21 protein-coding genes are annotated in these 23,681 nt (G+C 39.9%); 15 read left to right on the top strand and 6 right to left on the bottom strand.

Annotated elements, in window-relative coordinates:
• Positions 1-311 precede the first annotated feature (311 nt).
• The gene (locus FTU16_RS02400; protein WP_078193950.1) at positions 312-827 is read left to right on the top strand and encodes a pyridoxamine 5'-phosphate oxidase family protein; all 516 of its coding nucleotides are present in this window, start codon (positions 312-314) and stop codon (positions 825-827) included.
• A 162-nt stretch (positions 828-989) separates the two neighbouring features.
• On the opposite strand, the gene FTU16_RS02395 is transcribed toward FTU16_RS02400, so the two are convergent.
• The 3 genes from FTU16_RS02395 to FTU16_RS02385 all read right to left on the bottom strand — a co-directional run bounded on the left by FTU16_RS02395 (position 990) and on the right by FTU16_RS02385 (position 5,157).
• Positions 990-2,633, bottom strand: coding sequence for an AMP-binding protein (locus FTU16_RS02395; RefSeq protein WP_180162623.1), 1,644 nt, complete (start codon positions 2,631-2,633; stop codon positions 990-992).
• A 297-nt stretch (positions 2,634-2,930) separates the two neighbouring features.
• Complete coding sequence (locus tag FTU16_RS02390) at positions 2,931-4,067, bottom strand: acyl-CoA dehydrogenase family protein (RefSeq protein WP_180162622.1); 1,137 nt, start codon at positions 4,065-4,067, stop codon at positions 2,931-2,933.
• Between the two features lie 319 nt (positions 4,068-4,386).
• Complete coding sequence (locus tag FTU16_RS02385; RefSeq protein ID WP_180162621.1) at positions 4,387-5,157, bottom strand: SDR family NAD(P)-dependent oxidoreductase; 771 nt, start codon at positions 5,155-5,157, stop codon at positions 4,387-4,389.
• Positions 5,158-5,298: 141 nt separating this feature from the next.
• On the opposite strand from FTU16_RS02385, the gene FTU16_RS02380 reads away from it, so the two are divergent.
• Both FTU16_RS02380 and FTU16_RS02375 read left to right on the top strand, forming a co-directional pair.
• Positions 5,299-6,333, top strand: a complete 1,035-nt coding sequence (locus FTU16_RS02380) for an AraC family transcriptional regulator (protein ID WP_180162620.1) — start codon at positions 5,299-5,301, stop codon at positions 6,331-6,333.
• Between the two features lie 200 nt (positions 6,334-6,533).
• Entirely contained in the window at positions 6,534-6,887 is a 354-nt protein-coding gene (locus FTU16_RS02375) for a hypothetical protein (RefSeq protein ID WP_180026411.1), read from the top strand.
• A gap of 76 nt (positions 6,888-6,963) precedes the next feature.
• Here FTU16_RS02375 and prmC read toward each other — a convergent pair whose 3' ends face one another.
• Together prmC and prfA are read right to left on the bottom strand one after the other, a co-directional pair.
• On the bottom strand, positions 6,964-7,782 hold the full coding sequence (prmC, locus tag FTU16_RS02370; RefSeq protein ID WP_180162619.1) for a peptide chain release factor N(5)-glutamine methyltransferase: 819 nt from the start codon (positions 7,780-7,782) through the stop codon (positions 6,964-6,966).
• Positions 7,782-8,870, bottom strand: coding sequence for a peptide chain release factor 1 (gene prfA, locus FTU16_RS02365; protein ID WP_078188570.1), 1,089 nt, complete (start codon positions 8,868-8,870; stop codon positions 7,782-7,784). Before prfA ends, prmC begins: the two co-directional genes overlap by 1 nt.
• 367 nt (positions 8,871-9,237) lie before the next feature.
• On the opposite strand from prfA, the gene FTU16_RS02360 reads away from it, so the two are divergent.
• The 5 genes from FTU16_RS02360 (at position 9,238) to FTU16_RS02340 (ending at position 13,202) form a co-directional block, all read left to right on the top strand.
• Entirely contained in the window at positions 9,238-9,666 is a 429-nt protein-coding gene (locus tag FTU16_RS02360) for a glycine zipper domain-containing protein (RefSeq protein WP_078193959.1), read from the top strand.
• Between the two features lie 289 nt (positions 9,667-9,955).
• Complete coding sequence (locus FTU16_RS02355) at positions 9,956-10,471, top strand: hypothetical protein (protein WP_078188572.1); 516 nt, start codon at positions 9,956-9,958, stop codon at positions 10,469-10,471.
• A 178-nt stretch (positions 10,472-10,649) separates the two neighbouring features.
• Positions 10,650-11,657, top strand: coding sequence for an LLM class flavin-dependent oxidoreductase (locus FTU16_RS02350; protein WP_180162618.1), 1,008 nt, complete (start codon positions 10,650-10,652; stop codon positions 11,655-11,657).
• Positions 11,658-11,890: 233 nt separating this feature from the next.
• Positions 11,891-12,367 carry an inner membrane protein YiaA gene (yiaA, locus tag FTU16_RS02345; RefSeq protein WP_180007913.1) on the top strand — a complete coding sequence of 159 codons (477 nt, stop codon included), beginning with the start codon at positions 11,891-11,893 and terminating at the stop codon, positions 12,365-12,367.
• A gap of 262 nt (positions 12,368-12,629) precedes the next feature.
• Complete coding sequence (locus FTU16_RS02340) at positions 12,630-13,202, top strand: flavoprotein (RefSeq protein ID WP_180162617.1); 573 nt, start codon at positions 12,630-12,632, stop codon at positions 13,200-13,202.
• 1,000 nt (positions 13,203-14,202) lie between these two features.
• Here FTU16_RS02340 and FTU16_RS02335 read toward each other — a convergent pair.
• Positions 14,203-15,039, bottom strand: coding sequence for a pyruvate, water dikinase regulatory protein (locus FTU16_RS02335; protein WP_168377735.1), 837 nt, complete (start codon positions 15,037-15,039; stop codon positions 14,203-14,205).
• Positions 15,040-15,192: 153 nt separating this feature from the next.
• Here FTU16_RS02335 and ppsA point away from each other — a divergent pair, with 153 nt between their 5' ends.
• The 7 genes from ppsA to cyoE all read left to right on the top strand — a co-directional run bounded on the left by ppsA (position 15,193) and on the right by cyoE (position 23,638).
• Positions 15,193-17,571: a phosphoenolpyruvate synthase gene (gene ppsA / locus FTU16_RS02330; protein WP_180162616.1), complete on the top strand. Its 2,379-nt coding sequence runs from the start codon at positions 15,193-15,195 to the stop codon at positions 17,569-17,571.
• 82 nt (positions 17,572-17,653) lie between these two features.
• Positions 17,654-18,436: an RDD family protein gene (locus tag FTU16_RS02325; RefSeq protein WP_180005233.1), complete on the top strand. Its 783-nt coding sequence runs from the start codon at positions 17,654-17,656 to the stop codon at positions 18,434-18,436.
• Positions 18,437-18,738: 302 nt separating this feature from the next.
• Positions 18,739-19,806 (top strand): ubiquinol oxidase subunit II, encoded by a 1,068-nt coding sequence (cyoA, locus tag FTU16_RS02320; protein WP_078188579.1) that lies wholly within the window; start codon positions 18,739-18,741, stop codon positions 19,804-19,806.
• 3 nt (positions 19,807-19,809) lie between these two features.
• Positions 19,810-21,798, top strand: a complete 1,989-nt coding sequence (gene cyoB / locus FTU16_RS02315; RefSeq protein WP_067767311.1) for a cytochrome o ubiquinol oxidase subunit I — start codon at positions 19,810-19,812, stop codon at positions 21,796-21,798.
• Between the two features lie 4 nt (positions 21,799-21,802).
• Positions 21,803-22,423 (top strand): cytochrome o ubiquinol oxidase subunit III, encoded by a 621-nt coding sequence (gene cyoC / locus FTU16_RS02310; RefSeq protein ID WP_078188581.1) that lies wholly within the window; start codon positions 21,803-21,805, stop codon positions 22,421-22,423.
• Positions 22,423-22,749: a cytochrome o ubiquinol oxidase subunit IV gene (locus tag FTU16_RS02305; protein WP_078188582.1), complete on the top strand. Its 327-nt coding sequence runs from the start codon at positions 22,423-22,425 to the stop codon at positions 22,747-22,749. Before cyoC ends, FTU16_RS02305 begins: the two co-directional genes overlap by 1 nt.
• Before the next feature lie 10 nt (positions 22,750-22,759).
• Positions 22,760-23,638 carry a heme o synthase gene (gene cyoE / locus FTU16_RS02300; protein ID WP_180073995.1) on the top strand — a complete coding sequence of 293 codons (879 nt, stop codon included), beginning with the start codon at positions 22,760-22,762 and terminating at the stop codon, positions 23,636-23,638.
• Positions 23,639-23,681 lie beyond the last annotated feature (43 nt).

Genomic DNA, 23,681 nt, shown 5'->3' with positions numbered 1-23,681 from the left:
AATAATAAATAAAAAATATAGTTATATTTTTAAACATATTTAGTTGCACTAGAGCTGCTTATATTAGGTTCATTTTAATGATTCTTTTCTACCTTAACCTCAAAAAATAAAACTTAATTCAAGACATTTTAAGCGTTTACGTATGCAAAGAGATTTAATCCGTAGGTATATATATGAATTCAGTGAGAATTAAATTGCTGACACAATATGTTCGATAAACTTATGAGCTAACACACATTATTCAAATACTTTGTGCTCAGTCATATTTACCCCTTTACCCCAAAGTGATTACTTAAAAGTGGAGAATAAAAATGTCACAAGAATACATTGAACAAGATCAGCGACAAAAATTATGGAAACTCATTAAAGACGTGCGTTTCACCATGATTAGCCATGTCACTGACAAGCAAGAAATTCATTCTCAACCTATGACCATGCTTAATTCTGATAAGATGAATGAGCATGAAAATATCTATTTTCTTATGAAAGAAAACAATGACCTTGTAGAGGCAGTCAATGCAGGTCGTAATCATCTTGGATTAGCATTCGCTAAACCTTCAGACGATATTTATGTATCAATTAGTGCTCATGGAGAAATCAGTACAGATGCGGCCCTAATCGATAAATTATGGAATCCTTGGGCTGAAAACTGGTTCGATGGCAAGACTGATCCTACTGTTCGCGTTTTGATAGCTAATCCTATTAGTGCAGAATTCTGGAATGTCAAAGACAATAAAGTCACCCATTTATTCAAAGTTTTGAAGGGCAATTTAACGGGTAAAACTCAAGAACTTGATACTGAACATAATACCCTGAACTTAAAATAAATGATTTTATTGATTTGAATGAATGCTTTAATTTTAGGTTAATTTGGATTGTCCCATAGTTAGTCAAGTGCATATATGATCTCGAATGAATGGTTTCACCAGCTCAAACATCAATTTAAAAAAGGCTGCATCAAGCAGCCTTTTTTGCGTATATAAATTGATTCAACTGACCTTTTGAATTAATTGCGCTTTGGCCACTTCTTGTTGCTTTAATAAGTTACGTTGGATTTTTCCACTCGATGTTTTAGGCAACGCATCTACAAATTCAATTTCTTTTGGATAAGCATGCTTGGATAAACGAGATCGTACATAGGCTTGTAGCTTATCCATGAGTTCTGAACTTGCTTGATATTGTGGTTTCAATACCACAAAAGCTTTGACCAATTCAGTTCGCTCAGGATCAGGCTTACCGACAACTGCCGATTCTAAAACCTCTTCGCACTCTAATAATGTGCTTTCCACATCGAAAGGCCCTACACGATAGCCTGACGTTGTAATGACATCGTCAGCACGACCCACAAAATCAATGCCGCCTTCTTCATTTAACCTAACAGTATCACCAGTTAAATAGTAGTTCCCGACAAAGGCTTTACGGTTATTGCCGCCATAGCCCGTGAACCACATGAGTGGAGATTGCGACCAGTCTAATGCCAATGTTCCAATCCCACCACGTTCAATTTCTTGATGGTCTTTATCAAGCACCGCGAAACGATGTCCCGGTATAGCAAAACCGGCTGAACCCACTTTTTTGTAGTGTTCTAAAGCATGATGATTTGCAATCACCATACCGAGTTCCGTTTGTCCATATTGGTCATAAATATTGACGTTTAAGTCGTGATTAAACCATTGAATCACTTCGGGAGTTAGTGGCTCTCCTGCGCTACTCACAACCCGTAAATGTGATTTTATTGATTCATCAAATTTTTCTTTAAAACCAAAGAACATACGAAATGCCGTTGGTGAACCGGTCAGATTGCTGACTTTATATTTTTTGATGACTTGAAGTGCATGATCTACACTAAAAGCCCGTTCATCCATAATAATGCTGTGCCCCAAACTTAAAGGCCCTGCAATTCCATAGTACAAACCATAAGCCCAACCCGGATCTGCCAAATTCCAAAATGAATCTTCATCACGCAAATCAACCGCATGTGCCATATACCCTTTAAATGCCAACAACGCTTTGTGTGGCACAGGTACAGACTTGGCTAAACCCGTCGTCCCTGAAGTAAACATCATTAAAAATTCATCATCAAAAGAACGGGGTACTGAGTTAAACGTGGTGTCATGAAGTTGCAGCTCTGACCAAAAGTCAGGATCTGTCTGAATTGCTTGATCGGCATGTACCGTTAAAATATTCGGCAAATCAATATGGTTAAGTTTTGAGCGTTGCTCGGTGTTGGTTACAATCAGCTTTGTTCCCGCAGTTTGCACCCGATGTTCAATCGCTTTAGACTCAAATGCAGTAAACAAAGGCTGATAAATTGCCCCTATACGCCATGTTGCCAACACGGTGATCAATAACTCTGCTGTGCGGGGTAATAGACCTGCAATGCAATCACCGGCTTTCAGTCCAATGCGCTGATAATAATTTGCCAATTGTGCAGAAGCTAAATCTAATTGCTCAAAAGTCCATTGCTCAGATTCACCATTTTTACCTTCCCAGATCAGCGCAGTTCGATTTTGCCCAACATAGCGCCCACAACATTCATCATAAGCATTGATTGAACTTGGCGTACCGACCAATTGTTCTGTAACCATCTTTTCAAAATTAAAATCACGATATGCTTGTTCTAGTGTCTTCATGACGACAATTCCTATCCTGTTCTCTATGATTCAAAGTGCAATACTTTGAGGTTTATTGATCTTGTTGTTGTACCGCTGCGTACTAGTGACGATTCCTTTGCCACGTTTGCTTTTACTGCTTTTCCATACACCGATTGCAAGGTCGGTTTTTTAGTTTTGAAACTTATACTTTGTTAAACAATCTATTCTTAGACTGTGTATACCTAGATAACCATGTTTGGATGTGCCCTGCAATTTCCATAACCATCAACGCCATTACAGGGTTTGAACATCGACCAAAGTCTATTTCTTAACCAGCTATCCTTTGGTTACTTCACGTGCAATCACCAGACGTTGAATGTCCGACGCACCTTCATAGATTTGACTGACACGCACATCACGATAAATTCGTTCTACTGGGAAATCAGATACATAACCATAGCCCCCATGAATTTGAATCGCATCTGAACACACTCGTTCAGCCATCGTCGATGCAAAAAGTTTCGCCATTGAGGCTTCTTTTAAACATGGAAAACCGGCATCTTTTAAAGTCGCTGCATGGAAGATTAATTGGCGTGCCGCCTCAATTTGGGTGGCCATATCTGCTAGGCGAAATGCCACGGCCTGATGCTGTACAATCTCCACCCCAAATGCCTTGCGTTCATTGGCATATTCAACAGCCGCATCTAATGCTGCTCGTGCCATACCCACAGACTGCGCAGCAATACCAATTCGACCTGACTCTAGGTTTGATAAGGCAATTTTATAGCCTTCCCCCTCTTGGCCTAAAAGACTATCCGCAGGAATACGACAGTCATCTAAAACAATAGTTGCTGTATCGGAACAATGCTGACCCATTTTGTCTTCTAATCGCGATACGATATAACCTGGCGCATCCGTTGGTACTAAAAAGCACGAAATCCCTTTTTTACCTGCAGACTTGTCCGTTACCGCAAAAACTAAGGCAACTTGGGCATGTTTTCCTGTGGTAATAAATTGCTTGGTGCCATTTAACACCCACTCATCACCATCACGCTCCGCTTTACATTCCAATGCACTCGCATCTGAACCCACTTGTGGTTCTGTTAAGCAAAAACAACCTAACCATTCGCCAGTGGCTAATTTTTTTAAGTATTTTTCTTTTTGTGCTTCTGTAGCATAACGCTGCGTAATGCCACATGGCAGTGAGTTTTGTACGCTGACAATCGTCGAAATCGCACCATCACCTGCAGCAATTTCTTCTAAGGCAACAACCAAAGACACATAGTCTAAACCTGCACCTCCCCATTCGTCCGAAACCGTCATGCCTAAAGCACCCAGCTCACCAAGCTCCTTTAACTCTTGTGCAGGAAATGCTGCCGTTTTGTCACGCTCAGCAGCCGTTGGTTTCAGTTTTTCTTGCGAATAGCTTCGCATCATGTCCTGAACCATTTTTTGTTCATCATTTAAAATCATGAGACTTCCTTTTCTAAATCTTTTATAGCGCGTATAGCTTTAATTTTTGAATAACTGCGGAATTAAAAATACTTTGGCTGTATTAAAGCAAAGTTGGATACACGACGACGTTATTTGCAACTGTCTGAGGCAGGACGCCATTAATCTCTAATCTTTCTGCGACCTGTAAATCAATAAATACTTGATGACGAGTTTTACAAATGACTATGGTTTAGGTTACTTTTGCCGAAACAAAAGTAACGAGATGAGCTACTGTCAACGAAGTTATTCTCGATAAGACTCCGTCGTAGAAGCCTGAATAAGCAGTTTTAATAAATAACTATTTAGGCTGCATACGGATCGCGCCATCAAGACGTATCACTTCACCATTGAGATAAGCATTTTCAAAAATATGCGTCACTAATTTTGCAAACTCTTGTGGTTTTGCTAAACGTGGAGGAAAAGGCACCATTTGCCCCAAAGCATCTTGTACATTTTGTGCTAAGCCTTTGAGCATCGGCGTTTCCATAATGCCCGGAGCAATGGTCATCACACGGATTGATTCACGTGCAAGCTCACGTGCAAGAGGTAATGTCATTGCAACCACTGCCCCTTTTGATGCTACATAAGCCGACTGACCAATTTGACCATCGAAAGCCGCAACCGACGCAGTATTCACTATCACGCCACGCTCTTCTTCACCTGCTTTTAATTCATATTTAGCAATCAGTTGTGCCGCATAGCGCAGCATATTGAATGTACCTGAAACATTTATATTTAATACTTTTTGGAACATCGCCAAATCATGTAATCCGTCACGACCTAAAACTTTTGCAGAGGGTGCGATACCTGCGCAGTTCACTAAGCCATTAAGTTGACCAAATTCCGCTTCAACTTGTGTAAAGAAAGCGCCGACCGCTTGTTCATCAGTGACATCCAATTGAACAAATTTGGCATGATCACCGAGTTGACGTTGCATTGCTTCGCCATGCTCATGATTCATATCCACAATAATCACTTTGGCACCCAAGCCAATCAGATGTGTTGCTGTCGCAGCGCCTAAACCCGATGCACCACCGGTCACGACGAAAACTTTTCCTTTAATGTCCATAGCATTTCCCTATTTACGATATCTTGTTTTAAATTCGACTTAAGATGCAGAGTAAACAGAGAATTTATTCAGTACAATTTCCAAATGTTGCATCTTTTCTGATGTATTTGGACAATTCTGAACAAGGACCTATCCGCACATATGCCGAAGCATGGACTCGAATACAGTAAAGGGACGATTTCTATCGACTTGGTGCATGAAGCATTACACGATGCGCAAAAAAAGCACTTTGATATTTCTGCTATTTTACAAAAGTCTGGTATACCCTCAGAGTTACTGCTATCAAGTAAGACCAGAGTTTCCGTTTCACAATATGCGGCTTTATGGACTCATCTTGCAGATGTGATGGATGATGAATTTTTTGGCATGGATCAGCATGCCATGCGACGAGGTAGTTATAAGCTACTGTCGAAAATGGTCATGCATAACAGTACCTTGGGTGATGCACTCAAGCAAATCCTACAATTTTTAAATCTGGTTTTAGATGACTTGCATAGTGATTTAATCATTGAAGATCACTTTGCTTATATCGTGATCTATGACCAACATGCGCCTAAACGCATGTTCAGCTATGCCACATATTTGATGCTCATCCATACGCTACTGTGCTGGCTAAGTGGTCAACGGATTTTATTAAACCAAATCCAATTTAAATGTGATGCACCTATTGATGATCACGACTACAAAGTTCGCTTCTGTGAAAATATTCATTACCAAGCCAGTCAAAACTACATACAGCTCGATGCCAGTTATTTAAGTCTACCAATCAAGCAAAACACACGTTCGTGGTATCAATTCTTACAACAAACACCTGAAAACCTCTTAGTGCGATTTAAAAACCCCTATGCACTTAGCAGCCAAATTCGTAAACAACTGTTAGACGTTTCTCCTGCTGAATGGTTAGAGTTTTATGAGTTGGCGGTTAAAATGAATATGTCGGAAGCCACGATGCATCGCCGTCTTAAAAGTGAAGGTGTGAGTTATCAACAACTCAAAAATGATATCCGACGAGATACCGCCATCGATTTTTTAACCCATACCGATAAAAGCTTGCAAGATATCAGTGAAGAACTGAATTTTCATGATCCGAGTGCTTTCCATCGGGCATTTAAAAAATGGACAGGCGTCAGTCCCGGTGCGTATCGACAAAATAATGCGCCTGAATTCAAGGCCTAAAATTTGATATTCGCTATTTATAAATTGAATATTCATCTAATTAATAGAAAATCAATAACTTAAAAATATTCAATAAATAGACTGACCATTCATCCTTGAACGATTGCTACTTTAGTCTAATTAGGTTATTTTTCACTCAATTTAAAGCACTTTGCTTATTTATTTTCCAATTCTCCTGCATCTCCTTGAAAGGCTTTCCTATGCTTAAGATGATTGATGTTCTTGAACAACAACTTGTTCAAAACTTTTCAGATTCTCTTTTCACTCAGATTGACGCAATTGATGAACTGTTTCATGAACAGCTTAAAACTGTCGCAGATATTGATTTGCAAAATTTGATCTCACAATTTTTTAGCACTGAAAATGCAGTTGAAGTTGCTCATGCACTGGATATCCAAGCGGATGACATTGAAGCAATTCAAGCAGGTGCGAATCTAAAAGATGAAAATTTAGTCAATGCAACTGCAAAAATTATTGCTTACTGTCTTGCAGTAGAAACATCAGCTTTAGAACAAGTTGAAGTTTTCGATAGCTTACAAGACTACCCAATGTAAGTATTGATCGAATATCAAAAACAAAAAAATAAAGCGCATTCAATGCGCTTTATTTTTGACTATCTCTAATACCAAATCAATGTTGCCACTGACCTAAGCTGACACGGTCATTGCCACCATAATCTTTTACAGTCCGAACATTTCGATATCCAGCCTGTAAGAACAAATGTCTGACTGCTTCACCTTGGTCATAGCCATGTTCAAGCACCACCCAACCATGCACAGTCAAATGTTTTTTAGCTTGAAGAATGATTTGTTCAAGATCTGCAAGCCCATGATTGTCTGCAACCAAAGCACGTTCAGGCTCTGTCGCCAAATCTTTCATGTGTACATCATCAGCATCGATATACGGCGGATTTGACACAATTACATCAAAGAAAGCACGACCAAAGGGTTTCAACCAAGAACCTAAGACAAACTGCACATATTCAAGATCATGCTTTTTGGCATTAAACTCAGCGACTTCCAATGTAGGTTCGTAAATATCTGAAGCCACAATTGACCAATCTGGACGTTCACTGGCTAATGATAACGCTACAGCACCAGTTCCTGTTCCTAAATCGACCACACGAGCATCTTCAGGAAGTTCTAAACGCAGTACAGTTTCAACAAGTACTTCCGTATCAGGACGTGGCACCAAAGTGTCTTTAGTCACTTTTAAGTCTAGCGTCCAAAATGGCTGAGAACCTGTGACATAAGCCAAAGGCTCACCTGCTGCAATACGTGCAAGTGATGCGACATATTGTTGTTCTTGCTCAGCTGTTAATTCTTGATCCTTTTTCAGGATTAAATCAAAAGAATCAATCTTGGTGATGTGCTCTAACAACCACGCATTTTCCTGACGTTCATAACTTTCAGGTTCACCACGATAGGCCAAAGCCTGTGCAATATTCATTAGCCACCATTCTGCTGTGCTAATAATGCCAACTGATCGGCTTGATATTCACGATGCAAACTATCTAGCAATTCAGTCAAATCACCTTCCATCACTGCATCCAACTTATACAGTGTTAGGTTAATACGATGATCAGTCATACGACCTTGTGGATAGTTATAGGTACGAATACGCTCAGAACGGTCACCAGAACCCACCAAGTCACGACGCATTTCAGATGTCGCTGCATCTGCTGCTGCGCGTTTGGCATTTTCTAAACGAGAAACCAATAGCGCCATCGCTTTGGCTTTGTTTTTATGTTGTGAACGTTCATCCTGACATTCTACAACTGTACCCGTTGGAATATGGGTAATACGCACAGCAGAGTCAGTTTTGTTAATGTGCTGACCACCCGCACCAGATGCACGATAGGTATCAATACGTAGTTCTGAAGGATTAATTTCAACACTAGTGTCTACATCAATTTCCGGCAAAATCGCAACAGTACATGCCGAAGTATGAACACGACCTTGAGACTCAGTTGCAGGCACACGCTGTACACGATGTGCACCACTTTCAAATTTTAAGCGACCATATACGCCTTCACCATTGATGAGGCAAATCACTTCTTTATAACCGCCGTGTTCACCGTCATTTTCAGACAACACTTCAATACGCCAACCTTGTGATTCAGCATATTTACTGTACATGCGATACAAGTCACCAGAGAAAATCGCGGCTTCGTCACCACCCGTTCCGGCACGGATTTCTAAATAGGCAGAGTTCGCATCATTCGGATCTTTTGGAATCATCAGAATGTTTAAGTCTGCTTCAAGCTGACCAATCAAAGCTTTATTTTCTTTGATTTCCTCAACGGCCATCTCTTTAAAATCTGGATCCGTCATCATTACTTCAGCAGTCTCAATATCTTCTTCTGCTTGACGGTATTTTTTCCAAACTTCAGTGATTTCAGATAAATCACTATGCTCACGTGACAACTGACGGAAACGTTTATTGTCTGAAATGACTTCTACATCTGCGAGTAATGCATTTAATTCTTCGTGACGGTCAGAGAGCTGATCTAATCGTAAACGTAACGATTCTTTCATTTTTCAAAAAATCTCAATACACAGGCTCTACCGCTAAACTTTCACGGATATGCCAAAATTCAAAATAATGGGGCTAGTGTACCGATAATGGGTCTGAAATGACATATATATTGTTTTTTGGCCTATCAATGACCCTAAATATCAAAGTGTGAACTTCATCACTCCTACCTTTCTCCACAAAGTCGTACAGATTTTCTGCATTCGACCATTTTTTTCACAATATTAATAAAACTTATACAAACTAGACACTCAAATCACCAAATAAAGAGAAAGCTCTCCATATTTATAGCGAATAGTTTTGTTACATTTACTGCCATCGACATGATTAAGAAAAGTCCTCGCGTTTATGAAGGACATGGAGTGAACTATGAAACTGAATACTCTTTTAATGACAGCCACTCTAGCAACTGCTTCTATGTTCACTGTGTCTGCAAATGCAGATAGTACAACACGCGTTGCTGCAGCTAGTGCATTAGGTAGTGTTGCAGGTACTGCAATTGGTAAAAACATGGGCGGTAATACCGGAGCTACAATTGGTGCCGCTCTTGGTGGTGCTGGTGGTGCTGCGGTAGCAAGTAATAAACGCAACCGTACAGAATCTGCTATCGGCGGTGCTTTAGGTGGTGGTACAGGTTATACTGTTGGTAAAAGCATGGGCGGTACAAACGGTGGTTACATCGGCTCTGCACTAGGTGCTGCTGGTGGTGCTGCTCTAGGTAATAAAATCTCTAAAGATAAAGCTTACGACAAACACCAAGAACGTAAATACAAAAAACGTTACCGTCGTCGTCACTAATTCAAAAATTAGTGAGTCCTTATTGAATAGTGAAAATAGCACCTTCGGGTGCTTTTTTATGTATCGCCTTTTTTCAAATGATAAATACAACTTTATTTATTGCTCCTGATAAATATTTAGATTTGCCTTCTCTCCAACCAAGTCATCAATCATGTAGAAATAAAGTGCAAAATTTACATTGCAGCAACGGAACACGTATTTTATTTCACATCACGCTCCAAATATTCGCTATGTGTTTTCATATATTGATATCAACAGATAAACATCATGCTTCGTAAGGAGTTTAAAAATGAAAATTAATAAAATTCTATTCAGTGCAGCAATTGCCGCTTCAGCGCTTACTATGACTGCAACACATGCAGGTAATAGCACCAATACTGCATTAACATCTGCTTTAGGTGGTGTTGTTGGTGCAGCAATCGGTAACCAAGTTGGCGGCCAAACTGGCGCAATGATTGGTTCAGCTATTGGTGGCGGTGCAGGTGCTGCAGCATCGGCGAACAAACGTGACCGTAATGGTGCCATCATTGGTGGCGCACTTGGTGGCGCGGGTGGTTATACCGTAGGTAAAAACATGGGCGGTACAAACGGTGGTTATATCGGTGCTGCACTTGGTTCAGCCGGTGGTTCTGCACTAGGTAAAAAAGTGTCTGAAGACCGTCGCTATGATGACCGTTATGATGATCGCTATGACCGTCGTTATAACAACCGTGGCTATCGTACCAATAATTATAGTTACAATGACCGAGGCTACCGTGGAGACAATGGTCGTCACTTAGGTTGGTACAAAAACGGTAAACGTTAATCGATATATTTCAATGAAAAAAAATCAGCACCTTCGGGTGCTTTTTTTGTTTATAAAAAACTTTAGGTATATCTAAAGTTGACTTTTTACACCGCCCCACGACCATATCGAATTTATTCGATATACATTAGGCTATTTATATCGTATTATTTCGATATAAAGATCTCTGAGAGAAAAAATGCGTACTCTAGCCGATACAAAATTTTCAATACTTGAACTCGCACCTGTTCGAGATGATAAAACCATCGAATTTTCACTCAAACATGCACTCCAGTTAGCACAAAAAGCGGAACAACTTGGCTATGAGCGTCTATGGTTAGCCGAACACCACAATATGGATGGCATCGCAAGTTCTGCAACTGCGGTTTTACTCGGTTATCTCTTAGCAAATACACAATCCATCAAGCTCGGTTCAGGCGGGATTATGTTGCCTAACCATGCACCTTTGGTTGTCGCTGAACAATTTGGCACACTTGAAACGTTATATCCCGGCCGCATTGAACTCGGGTTAGGTCGTGCGCCGGGTACCGACCAAACCACCATGCGTGCATTACGCCGTGGCCGTCAAGAAACTGAAGACCAATTTCCACAAGATGTCCTTGAAATATTGCAATACTTCAAAGCACCTGAACCTCACCAGCGCATCATTGCCACACCGGGACAAAATACACATGTTCCTGTATGGCTTCTAGGTTCAAGTCTATTCAGTGCACAACTCGCTGCACGTTTAGGTCTACCCTATTCTTTTGCTTCACATTTCGCACCACGCATGCTTGGACAAGCAATTCAGCTCTATCGTGAAAATTTCCAAGCATCCGAATATTTAGATCAACCTTATGTCTCTATGGGCGTACCAACGGTTGTTGCTGAAACAGATGAAGAAGCAGAATATCTAGCAACGAGTGCTTATCAGCGAGTTTTAGGTTTAATGCGTGGTCAAAGTTTAAAACTCAAAGCTCCAGTCGACAGTATGCAAGGCTTATGGTCTGCTGCAGAAAAGCTGTCTGTTGATAATTTCTACGCTATGGGACAAGTCGGTTCAAATGCAACCGTTCGAGCAGGTTTAGAAAACCTACTCACAAAATATGACGTTGATGAATTTATTTTCACCTGTGACATTTACGATACCGACAAGCGCATTGAAAACTTCGAACGTTTAATGCAAATCAAAAATGATCTCGCTTAAGACTCTAAGCTTAATAATCTAATCCAAGCGTTTAATCCGTCTAAAGGCAGAATTGTGACTACATGTTTTGTGGTTCTTTAGACGGATAGCAGTCAACAGATAATATGGTTTCGGCTAACAACGACCAAACCTGTACTTAAAAACCATCATTGCCTCAACGAAATAATTGCTTTACTCATTTTCATTCCTGTATAAATATTAAACACAAGCAAAACAATGAGAAAAATAAGCAGATGAGCCAATATATTAATAAACCCACACCCGCATTTATCGCAGCAAGTTGGTGTGCACTGATCTTAGGCGCTGTGGTGTTTTGCATAGGTTTATTCAATGCAAATATGATGTTGAATGAAAAAGGCTTTTATCTCATTTTATTGCTCTATGGATTATTTTCATCGGTTTCACTACAAAAAATCATTCGTGACCGTTTAGAAGGAATGCATGTCACTGCAATCTACTTTGGACTGTGCTGGGCATCCGTCATTATTTGCCTCGTACTTCTTGCCATTGGTCTATGGAATGCTGAACTGGCATTAAGTGAAAAAGGTTTTTACATGATGGCTTTCCTAATGAGTCTGTTTGGTGCAGTTGCTGTACAAAAAAATATTCGTGATATGGACTATTTACGTACACATACCGACCAACCCGAACTTAAACATTCAACCACGAGTCAGCTTGACTATAACTCATCAGATGATGAACCACTTTAAAACTCACAAAATTATAGATCTCAAAAGCTGTTCATGCAGGTCGCTCATTGTTTTATCGATCTGCTTGAGCGGTTAATGAACTACAACGCATAAAAAAATCAGTTCACTCCTAGAAATGTATAAATGACAAGGGCCAAGCAAATCAATTCTAGACAAATTGTATGACTCATCAGACTGAAAAAACGCTTTACCCCGACTGGCCCATCACAGAATATATTCCTATCTAAGACTCAACTAAAAAAACAAAAGACAAGGAATAAATATGGCCAACAAGCAGGATGCAACCCACCATATTTTTAATAATCATCTAGAGGATTTTGAACACTTTCGTGGAACGATCATCAGTTCAGAACAGATCAAAGATTATGATTTTAAGAATCAAAAAATCGCAATTATTGGGATAGATCAGCATGTGGTCTCTGAACTACATCATCTATGTCAGGTTGCAGATAACATCATGGTCTATCAAATCAAACCGCAATTTGTTTTACCGCGAACTGAACGTCTACTGAATAAATTAATCCAACATCCACTGATTGCAAAAAATCGACGTTTATTTAGCAATCGTATTAAGAGTATTTTGGCGATTCGCTTTTTAGAAGATCAAGTGCCGAACCATTGGTTAAGACATTTACTCAGTCCAAATACCGCAATTCAGAACAAAACCTTCCTAAAATCTGATCATTATTATGCAGCATTACAGCAGCCAAACTGCATCTTAAATACTTGGCCAATTGCGAATATTCAGAATAATTCAATCACGGCTTTAGATGAGCATACGTTTGAGTGTGATGTCATTGTGCGCAGCGAACCTAACCAATCCAAAGAAAAGTAATGACATTGCAATTATTTTCACATGACATTTACTAAAATTTATCCAATTGATCAAAATTCACAACACTAAAAGCCATCTTTGGTGGCTTTTAGTAAATCCCCTACGTTATTGAATACTTTCATTCGATAAGGCTAAGGATTCTTAAAAATCCATAAATGAAAATAGCTTTAATCGTGCTACATGCTTTTTCATTTCTCAGACTTAAATCATGCCTCCGACCTACACCATCAGCTACAGCGAGTTTATAGACGTGCAATTTTGAATAGTTATGATCAATTCTTCATAAAAAATTTATATCAAACCAATAATTTTTCAGTCGCTTAATCTGGTCTTACACCACTCTTTTAATCCCTAACTATAAGTTGGAAAATTTATACCGATGCTCATATTCAGCCGACATTTACTTATGTTCTAATCTATATTCAATAGGGAAATAACTGCTAAAAATCCAATTTTAATATCACTTCATATCAGCTTTTAAAGCCTAAATAGTCTCAATTCGAGCACTTTTCACTCACATCAATTAAATAAATGATGCCATTTCTTGAGATTTAACACCTAAAAGCAACTGTTTGATTATTTTTTATTCTATTTTTTGCCTATTTTTTTTGCATTTAAACAAGCTATTTTTGAAAACTTGATCAAATATTAAACTGTATGTGCTAAATCAGGTATATACACCACTCTTATCAAGTAGATTATTCAGGCTTAATTCATAGCTAAAAATACAGCACAGCACGGATTATTTTAAAAGATTCAAGCTGTCAATTAGGCCATATTTTATAAATTTTCAGCCAAAAAAATTCATCAAATTGGTACACATTTGAATGCAGAAATTGCTTAAATTTTAAGTCTAAATATTGAGGAAAATTTTCATCAATATTTTAAATATTTATCATTCATTAAAAGTATGACAAGCCAGAAATTAATACTATTTTTATATAATTTATACAGAAATTCATTATCATCAAAAGAGCCACCGAAGTGGCTCAATTTACACTTAACCAATACGACGTTTCAGTCCAGTCATTTGTAAAACACGAGTTGAAATTTCTTCAATCGACATTTCCGACACGTTTAAGTATTTAATTCCTTCTGAAATATAAATACCTTCAATCGCACGTAATTCCATCTGGCACTGACTAAAACTAGCATAACGACTATTGGCCTTACGTTCTGAACGAATTGCTACAAGGCGCTCTGCATCAATCATCAAGCCAAATAACTTATGCTTATGTTCACGTAAAACTGCAGGTAAACGGTTGTCATCCAAGTCTTCTTCTGTCAAAGGATAGTTCGCTACACGAATACCAAATTGCAAAGAGAGATAGATGGAAGTCGGTGTTTTACCCGAACGTGACACGCCAATTAAAATTAAGTCGGCTTTGTCATAATGACGAGTACGTGCCCCATCATCGTTATCTAAAGCAAAATGCACCGCATCAATACGTGCTTTATAAGACTCAGAATCTGTTACTGCATGGGTTTGACCGACTAAAGTTGTAGGAGCTGTGCCTAACTCGTCAGATAATTTACTAATAAGCCCTTCAAAAACATCAAGATTTACTGCATCTGCCGTATTAATAATGTCACGTACATACGGGTCAACAAGGGTGTCAAACACCAAAGGCTTTTGACCGTCTTGCTGCGCTCTAAGATTGATCTCTGCAACCACATTTGTAGCTGCTTCTTCAGAGGTAATATAAGGAATAATATGAATGTCAAAATCTACATGAGGGAACTGGGCTAACAGTGAATGACCAAGCGTTTCTGCGGTAATCGCGGTACCATCCGAAACAAAGAAAACACTACGCTGAATCTGTTTACCTTCTGACATTAAAATTCTCCTCCAAAATTTGTCTTAGTGCTATATAATCATTATAGTAAACCATCTTACATGACTGTCACTTAGTAAATTTAGAATGCTAAGTAATTTGTTATAATTTCATGCCAAGATAGTGATTAATACTGCAAAAGTGGAGTAACAACTTTGGAAGCGCGCGTAATTGGTCTAGAAAAATTAGGGAAACACGACGTAGAACTCGTGGGCGGTAAAAACTCATCATTAGGTGAAATGATCAGCCATCTCGCAAATGCTGGTGTATCTGTTCCTGGTGGTTTTGCTACTACAGCTCAAGCATATCGTGAATTCCTCGAGCAAAGTGGCCTGAACGCTAAAATTAACGCTGAACTTGCTGCACTCAATGTTGACGATGTAAATGCACTTGCTGAAACTGGTGCGAAAATCCGTCAATGGATTGTAGACACTCCGCTGACTGCTGAACTTGAAAAAGAAATTCGTGAAGCTTTCACAGCTCTTTCAAACGGCAACCCTGAAATCGCGGTTGCCGTTCGTTCATCTGCAACTGCAGAAGACTTACCAGACGCTTCATTTGCAGGCCAACAAGAAACTTTCTTGAACATCCGTGGTATCGATAACATCCTTGTTGCGATTAAAGAAGTATTTGCTTCACTTTATAACGACCGCGCAATTTCTTACCGTGTACACCAAAACTTCGCACATGACGTCGTTGCGTTATCTGCTGGTGTTCAACGCATGGTTCGCTCTGAAACAGGTGCTGCTGGTGTAATGTTTACACTTGATACAGAATCTGGTTTCCGTGACGCAGTTTTCATCACAGCATCTTATGGCTTGGGTGAAATGGTTGTACAAGGTGCAGTTAACCCTGACGAATTCTATGTATCTAAACCACTTCTAAATGCAGGAAAACACGCTGTATTACGTCGTAACCTTGGTTCTAAACACCAAAAAATGATTTATGGTGAAGAAGGTGCTGCGGGTAAATCAGTGGTTGTTGTAGACGTTGAAAAAGCAGATCGTCAACAATTCGCTTTAAATGACCACGAACTTCAAGAACTTGCTAAACAAGCATTGATCATTGAAAACCACTATGGTTCAGCAATGGACATCGAATGGGCGAAAGATGGCGATGATGGTCAAATCTATATCGTTCAAGCACGTCCTGAAACTGTGAAGAGCCGCCAAAACGTTGGCACCATGGAACGTTACCTACTTAAGCAAAAAGGTAATGTAGTTTGTGAAGGCCGCTCAATCGGTCAACGTATTGGTTCTGGTCGCGTTCGTATTGTGACTTCAATCAAAGAAATGGACAAAGTGCAAGACGGCGACGTACTTGTATCTGACATGACTGACCCAGACTGGGAACCAGTAATGAAACGTGCTGCTGCGATTGTCACTAACCGTGGTGGTCGTACTTGTCACGCTGCAATTATTGCACGTGAACTTGGTGTCCCTGCAATCGTAGGTTGTGGTAATGCAACTGAAGTATTAACTGATGGTCAAGAAGTGACTGTTTCTTGTGCTGAAGGTGACACAGGCTTTATTTACGAAGGTTCTTTGGACTTTGAAATCCAACGCAACTCTATCGAATCTATGCCTAAACTTCCGTTCAAAATCATGATGAACGTAGGTAACCCTGACCGCGCATTTGACTTTGCTCAAATTCCTAACGAAGGTGTTGGTCTTGCTCGTCTTGAGTTCATCATCAACCGTATGATCGGTGTACATCCTAAAGCATTGCTTAACATTGACAGCCTACCACGTGAAACTCGTGCTGCTGTAATGTCACGTACTGCGGGTTATGCATCTCCTATCGAATTCTATGTTGAAAAACTAGTTGAAGGCATTTCTACACTTGCTGCAGCGTTTGCTGACAAACCAGTGATTGTTCGTATGTCTGACTTTAAGTCAAACGAATATGCAAACTTAATCGGTGGTAAGTTATACGAACCTGAAGAAGAAAACCCAATGCTTGGCTTCCGTGGTGCAAGCCGTTATGTGTCTGACAACTTCCGTGACTGCTTCGAACTTGAATGCCGCGCACTGAAAAAAGCACGTGACGAAATGGGCTTAACCAACATTCAAATCATGATTCCTTTCGTACGTACTGTTGCTGAAGCGAAACGAGTTATTGAATTGTTAGCGCTTAACGGTCTTAAACGTGGTGAAAATGGTCTTAAAGTGATCATGATGTGTGAACTTCCAACTAACGCATTGTTGGCTGAACAGTTCCTTGAACATTTCGACGGTTTCTCTATCGGTTCTAACGACTTAACTCAGTTAACACTCGGTCTAGACCGTGACTCTGGTATCGTTTCTCACCTATTTGATGAACGTGATCCAGCCGTTAAAGCACTTCTATCAATGGCAATCCATGCTTGTCGTAAAGCTGGCAAATACGTAGGTATTTGTGGTCAAGGCCCTTCAGATCACCCTGACCTAGCTAAATGGTTAATGGAACAAGGCATTGAGTCTGTTTCGCTTAACCCAGACTCAGTATTAGACACATGGTTCTTCCTTTCTGAAGAAAAAGCTCAACAAGCTTAATAAACTGTGTTAAAAAAAGACCCACATGTGGGTCTTTTTTTTTATTTATACTTTTACAGACGTTTTTTGAGATTTTAGTTTTATGCAGATTTACTTGGCACGAAATAACCAACAAGCTGGTCCCTACACCTTAGAACAACTTAACCAAATGCTCGCGAGCCAACAAGTGTTACTCACGGACTTGGTTTGGCACCAAGGTATGACCGAATGGAAAGCTTTGGGTGAACTCACTCAAGGTCAGTTGGTTTATATGCCTGCAGGATATACTGCACCAACAGCATTCGAATCAAATCAAACTGCAACTACGCCATCAAATACCTATGCACAGCCTCAAGCGGTACAAGAGCAAACTAGCCTAGCTAGTATTCCTAAACGTGTTTTGGCGAAAATCGTCGATTTACTGCTTTGGATACCAGCAACTTTTATCTTAACGGCATTTTTTAGTCCAAGTGAAAAGACACAATTTGCAAATCTGAATGAACAGTTTATGCAAGCTGTGATGACCCCAAATGCTGACCCCAATGTTTTACAAGCACTACAAACACAAATGGTTGAAATGTTTCCCAACCAAGCTTGGATTGCAATGTTTGCGTATCTCTTCATTATGCTTTTCATTCAAGCATATTTGATTGCTAAATCAGGTCAAAGCATTGGTAAAAAAATCACCAAGATTAAAATTGTAGATGCCGAAACCAGTCAACCTGTAAACCTCATGCGTGGCTTCACTTTACGCAGTGTTTTATTTATTTTCCTGAACTTTTTATCAATGCCATTAAGCGTAATCATCGATTCCGTTTTCATTTTCGGCAAGAAGCGTCAAACCTTGCATGACAAATTGGCAAAAACCAAGGTAATAAACCAATAATTTTCACTTTTATTCAGGGATGATTTTTTCATCCCTTTTTTGTGCATTATATTGAAATTAAAATAAAATTTAGATAAAAAAAATACAATCCTGACTAGCAAAATAGGGTTTTAATACAGTCATTTAAAGCATCTTTATGTATAGCTTAGTTTGCCGATATCAGGCATAATGCCCTACAACGTAGCGGTGTCGCATCATTGTGACTGTTTTTTCATGTCTGAAAAAATCACAATCATGCGACACTTTATTCGCTATCCCAAATTTTAAATTTAGGGAATGGGACTCTTCACCGAGGTTGTAAAATGAGACAAACAATTTTAGCTGTATTGTCTTTATCTGCGATCGCTGCACTCTTAACTGGGTGTGGTGGTGATATGGTACTTCTAAACTCAAAAGGTCCAGTTGCTGAAGGTCAATCAAACCTCATGCTTACTGCGATCTACCTAATGTTGTTGGTCGTTATTCCATCAGCACTTATGGCGTTATGGTTTGGTTGGAAATATCGCGCGTCAAATAAAGATGCAGACTATAAACCTACTTGGGCACACTCGACTGCAATTGAAGTTGTAGTTTGGGGTATTCCTGTCATTATTATTGGTATTTTAGCGGCATTAACATGGTGGGGCTCACACGAGTACGATCCATACAAACCATTAAAATCAGAAAAAGCACCATTAACAGTTCAAGTTATTGCTGAACAATTTAAATGGATCTTTATCTACCCGGAACAAGGCATCGCGACTGTAAACGAAATGCGTTTCCCAGAGAAAACTCCGGTATCGCTTCGTATTACATCTAACTTTACGATGAACTCATTCTTCATCCCTGCGTTAGGTGGTCAGATTTATGCAATGGCGGGTATGCAAACTCACCTGAACCTTTTAGCTGACGAACTTAGTCCTGCTGAAGGCTTCCGTGGTTTCTCATCTAACTACTCAGGTTACGGTTTCTCACAAATGCGCTTCCGCGCTCACTCTGTGACAGATACTCAGTTTGCTGAATGGGTTTCTGCTGTTAAAGCTGGTAATGGTACTTCAGTGAATCCACAAGCAGTTCAAAAAACTGTTTTAGACCAAGCTGAATTCCAAACTCTTAAAGACGGCGACCGCTCTAAACATCAGATCGAAGCTTTAGTTGCTAGAGCAACTACTCCTGAAGAAAAGGCTAAAGCTGAAGCAATGAAGCCTTACCCTACTAAGCCACATCCAGTGACTTATTACTCTTCAGTAGAACCTAAATTGTTCGAATCAGTGATCAATAAATACATGAGTAACTACCACGGTGCTGATCATACAGCTACTGTTGGACACGAAGCTGCTGCTTCTGAAGCTCATGCAGGCGTTGAACATGCGACTGTTGCAGGGGAATAAGACATGAGCTTATTAGGTAAGTTAGGACCAGATGCAATTCCACACGATCCAATCGTGTTGGTTACTGTTGCAATGATGATCCTTGGCGGTATCGCAGTTGTTGCTGGTATCACCTACTTTAAAAAATGGGGCTACTTGTGGAACGAATGGTTCACATCTGTAGACCATAAAAAAATTGGTATCATGTATATCCTCGTGTCAATTGTCATGCTTGTGCGTGGTTTTGCCGATGCGATTATGATGCGTCTTCAACTGTTCCTTGCAAAAGGTGGCGGTGAAGGTTACTTACACCCAGAACACTATGACCAGATCTTTACTGCCCACGGCGTAATCATGATCTTCTTCGTAGCAATGGGTCTAGTTGTTGGTTTAATGAACGTTGCTGTACCACTTCAAATTGGTGCGCGTGACGTAGCATTCCCATTATTAAACTCTCTAAGCTTCTGGTTATTTGCCGGCGCTGCGGGCTTAATGATGGCTTCTCTTGCAATTGGTGAATTCGCTGCAACAGGTTGGATGGCTTACCCTCCACTTTCTGGCATCGAATACTCTCCAGGTGTAGGTGTAGACTACTATATCTGGGCACTTCAGGTTTCTGGTCTAGGTACGCTTCTTACTGGTGTTAACTTCTTCGTTACCATCATCAAAATGCGTGCGCCTGGCATGAAACTTATGGACATGCCTATTTTCACTTGGACTGCATTAGTTACTGTAGTGCTTATCGTTGCAACTTTCCCAGTTTTGACTGCGACTATTGCAATGCTTTCACTTGACCGTTACTTCGGCTTCCACTTCTTTACAAATGACATGGGTGGTAGCCCAATGTTGTATGTAAACTTGATTTGGACTTGGGGCCACCCAGAAGTTTACATCTTGGTATTACCTGCTTTTGGTATTTACTCAGAAGTTACTGCTGTGTTCTCACGCAAAGCGTTGTTCGGCTATAAATCTATGGTGTACGCAACTGTAGCAATTGGTGTTCTTTCACTGGTTGTTTGGGTTCACCACTTCTTTACAATGGGTGCTGGTGCCAACGTTAACGCGTTCTTCGGTATCATGACCATGATCATTGCGATCCCAACTGGTGTGAAAATCTTCTCTTGGTTATTCACCATGTACAAGGGCCGCATCACCTATACAACTCCAATGCTTTGGACACTTGGCTTCCTTGTGACTTTCGGTATTGGTGGTTTAACAGGCGTATTAATGGCAGTTCCACCAGCGGACTTCTTAGTACACAACTCTTTATTCCTTATCGCTCACTTCCATAACGTAATTATTGGTGGTGTAGTGTTCGCGATGTTCGCGGGTATCATTTTCTACTGGCCAAAAATGTTTGGTTGGAAACTAAATGAAACTTGGGGTAAAGCAGCGTTCTGGTTCTGGTTCTTCGGTTTCTACTTTGCATTCATGCCACTTTATATCCTTGGTTTCATGGGTATGACTCGTCGTTTGAATACATATGACAACCCTGAATGGGATCCGTACTTAGCGATCGCTTTATTTGGTTCTGTATTGGTTGCTATCGGTATCTTCTGTTTTGTTATGCAAATTGTTGTTGGTTTCCTTCAACGCAAAGACAACATGGACGTTACTGGCGATATCTGGGATGGTCGTACTCTTGAGTGGGCTACTTCATCTCCTTCACCATTCTATAACTTTGCTTATCTTCCAAAGATCAATGGTATTGATACTTTCTGGACTGACAAAGAAAATGGTGTTGCTTACGCTAAGCCAACTACATACGAAGACATCCATATGCCTACAAACCGTGCGGCAGGTTTCGTAATTGCAATGTTTATTACAGTTATGGGCTTCGCATTAATCTGGCATATCTGGTGGTTAGTCGTTGTAACTTTCATTGCTTCAATTATCAGCTTCATCGTTTCTTCTTTCACTAAGAAAGTTGACTACTATGTTCCAGCTGCAGAAGTTGAACGTATTGAAAATGAACGCTACGCGCTTCTTGAAAAACATTTGAAGAAGGACTAAGACAATGGCTGAAGTACTTCATCACGACAACCACGGACATGACGAACATCATCATCACGATGATACTGACATCACTGTCTTTGGTTTCTGGACTTACTTGATGAGTGACTTGGTTCTTTTCGGGACACTCTTCATCGCGTTCGCTGTATTAAGTAGCCACGTTCCAGTGGGTACGCCAAGTGCACAAGAGCTGTTTGGTGAATCTTTAGGTTTCGTTTTAACTGAAACTTTCGCCCTTCTTATCTCTTCTGTAACTTTTGGTTTTGCTGTTCTTGCAGCATACAAGAAAAATGTTGGTCAAGTTTTAACTTGGTTAGCAGTTACTTGGGTATTTGGTGCAGCCTTCATTGGCATGGAGCTTTATGAGTTCAATCATTTAGTTCATGCTGGTCATGGCCCAAGCACAAGTGCGTTCTTATCTGCGTTCTTTACTTTAGTTGGTACGCACGGTATTCACGTAACTTCTGGTTTGGTATGGATGCTTGTGTTGATGTTCCAAATCAAGAAATATGGTTTGACACTTCCAAACACTCGTCGTCTTGCTTGCCTAAGCTTGTTCTGGCACTTCCTTGACATCGTTTGGATCTGCGTATTCAGCGTTGTTTACTTGATGGGAGTTATCTAATGAGTCACGATCATAACTCTGCTGGTGCAGCTCACGGTAACGTTAAACAATATACAATCGGATTTATCCTTTCTGTTCTACTTACCGTAATTCCATTCGGTATGGTAATGGCAGGTGGTTTTAGCCGCGGTCTATTGGTTGCCGTAATCGCGATTACTGCGGTTGCTCAGGTTCTTATTCAGTTAGTTTACTTCCTGCATATGAACTCTTCTTCAGAGCAACGCTGGAACGTGATTGCATTTGTTTATACAATCCTCACAATTGCTATCCTTTTAGTAGGTTCTGTGTGGATTATGAACTACCTTCACTTCAACATGATGATCTAAACTGGTCGTCATGCTGAAAAAGTATTTATTCCTGACTAAACCAGGAATTCTCTTTGGTAACTTTGTTACCGCTTTGGGTGGCTACTTTGTAGCTGCCCAAGGTTCTGTAGATTTCCTTCTGTTGCTTCTTACCCTCTTAGGCACCCTCTTTGTGGTCGCTTCTGGATGTGTTGTCAATAACGTTATTGACCAAGACATCGACTCAAAAATGCAACGCACACAAAATCGTGCGATGGTTAAAAAATCAATCTCGATTCCTGTTGCTTTAGTTTTTGCTTTAGTTTTAGGTGTATTTGGTTTTAGTATTTTATGGTTCTGGGTAAATGCTTACGCTTTTCTTTTTGCTGTTATTGGTTTTGTCGTATACGTTGGTTTTTACAGCTTATGGACAAAACGAACAACAATTCATCAAACCATTATCGGCAGTCTTTCTGGCGCAGCGCCACCTGTAATCGGGTATACGGCTGTTGCAAACCAGTTTGATTTAGGTGCATTACTGATTTTTATTGGTTATGCATTTTGGCAAATGCCTCATTCTTGGGGAATTGCAGTTTACCGATTTGATGACTACAAAAATGCAGGAATTCCAATTTTACCTGTAGCACGTTCAATTCATCGAACCAAGGTTGAATCTTTGGTTTACGTGATTTTGTTCTGCATCACCATGAACGGTTTATACTTTTATGGTTATGCCAATTGGATTTATATGATTGTCCTGAATGCCTTAAGTCTGTATTGGATTTATTTAACCATTCAAGGATTCAAAGCTGAAGATGATCAAGTTTGGGCAAAACAATATTTCATGTTTTCGGTCAAATTGATCACAGTGATTAGTTTAATTTTTAGTTTTACTTCCACTGCCCCTCTAAAGCCAATTGTATTTTTTTAAAGAAGATAGAGTTTTACTCTATCTTTTTTATTTCTATATCTCT

Origin of the sequence: Acinetobacter sp. YH12069 (genome assembly GCF_013419675.1) — a bacterium.
Taxonomy (GTDB): Bacteria; Pseudomonadota; Gammaproteobacteria; order Pseudomonadales; family Moraxellaceae; genus Acinetobacter; species Acinetobacter amyesii.
The sequence above is the reverse complement of the archived record's forward strand: the minus strand, read 5'-3'. Positions and strand labels throughout refer to the sequence as shown.

Excerpts from the sequence above, each read along its gene's own strand:
- FTU16_RS02400 (WP_078193950.1), top strand. The coding sequence starts at position 312 with ATGTCACAAGAATACATTGAACAAGATCAGCGACAAAAATTATGGAAA.
- FTU16_RS02395 (WP_180162623.1), bottom strand. The coding sequence starts at position 2,633 with ATGAAGACACTAGAACAAGCATATCGTGATTTTAATTTTGAAAAGATG.
- FTU16_RS02390 (WP_180162622.1), bottom strand. The coding sequence starts at position 4,067 with ATGATTTTAAATGATGAACAAAAAATGGTTCAGGACATGATGCGAAGC.
- FTU16_RS02385 (WP_180162621.1), bottom strand. The coding sequence starts at position 5,157 with ATGGACATTAAAGGAAAAGTTTTCGTCGTGACCGGTGGTGCATCGGGT.
- FTU16_RS02380 (WP_180162620.1), top strand. The coding sequence starts at position 5,299 with ATGCCGAAGCATGGACTCGAATACAGTAAAGGGACGATTTCTATCGAC.
- FTU16_RS02375 (WP_180026411.1), top strand. The coding sequence starts at position 6,534 with ATGCTTAAGATGATTGATGTTCTTGAACAACAACTTGTTCAAAACTTT.
- prmC (WP_180162619.1), bottom strand. The coding sequence starts at position 7,782 with ATGAATATTGCACAGGCTTTGGCCTATCGTGGTGAACCTGAAAGTTAT.
- prfA (WP_078188570.1), bottom strand. The coding sequence starts at position 8,870 with ATGAAAGAATCGTTACGTTTACGATTAGATCAGCTCTCTGACCGTCAC.
- FTU16_RS02360 (WP_078193959.1), top strand. The coding sequence starts at position 9,238 with ATGAAACTGAATACTCTTTTAATGACAGCCACTCTAGCAACTGCTTCT.
- FTU16_RS02355 (WP_078188572.1), top strand. The coding sequence starts at position 9,956 with ATGAAAATTAATAAAATTCTATTCAGTGCAGCAATTGCCGCTTCAGCG.
- FTU16_RS02350 (WP_180162618.1), top strand. The coding sequence starts at position 10,650 with ATGCGTACTCTAGCCGATACAAAATTTTCAATACTTGAACTCGCACCT.
- yiaA (WP_180007913.1), top strand. The coding sequence starts at position 11,891 with ATGAGCCAATATATTAATAAACCCACACCCGCATTTATCGCAGCAAGT.
- FTU16_RS02340 (WP_180162617.1), top strand. The coding sequence starts at position 12,630 with ATGGCCAACAAGCAGGATGCAACCCACCATATTTTTAATAATCATCTA.
- FTU16_RS02335 (WP_168377735.1), bottom strand. The coding sequence starts at position 15,039 with ATGTCAGAAGGTAAACAGATTCAGCGTAGTGTTTTCTTTGTTTCGGAT.
- FTU16_RS02325 (WP_180005233.1), top strand. The coding sequence starts at position 17,654 with ATGCAGATTTACTTGGCACGAAATAACCAACAAGCTGGTCCCTACACC.
- cyoA (WP_078188579.1), top strand. The coding sequence starts at position 18,739 with ATGAGACAAACAATTTTAGCTGTATTGTCTTTATCTGCGATCGCTGCA.
- cyoB (WP_067767311.1), top strand. The coding sequence starts at position 19,810 with ATGAGCTTATTAGGTAAGTTAGGACCAGATGCAATTCCACACGATCCA.
- cyoC (WP_078188581.1), top strand. The coding sequence starts at position 21,803 with ATGGCTGAAGTACTTCATCACGACAACCACGGACATGACGAACATCAT.
- FTU16_RS02305 (WP_078188582.1), top strand. The coding sequence starts at position 22,423 with ATGAGTCACGATCATAACTCTGCTGGTGCAGCTCACGGTAACGTTAAA.
- cyoE (WP_180073995.1), top strand. The coding sequence starts at position 22,760 with ATGCTGAAAAAGTATTTATTCCTGACTAAACCAGGAATTCTCTTTGGT.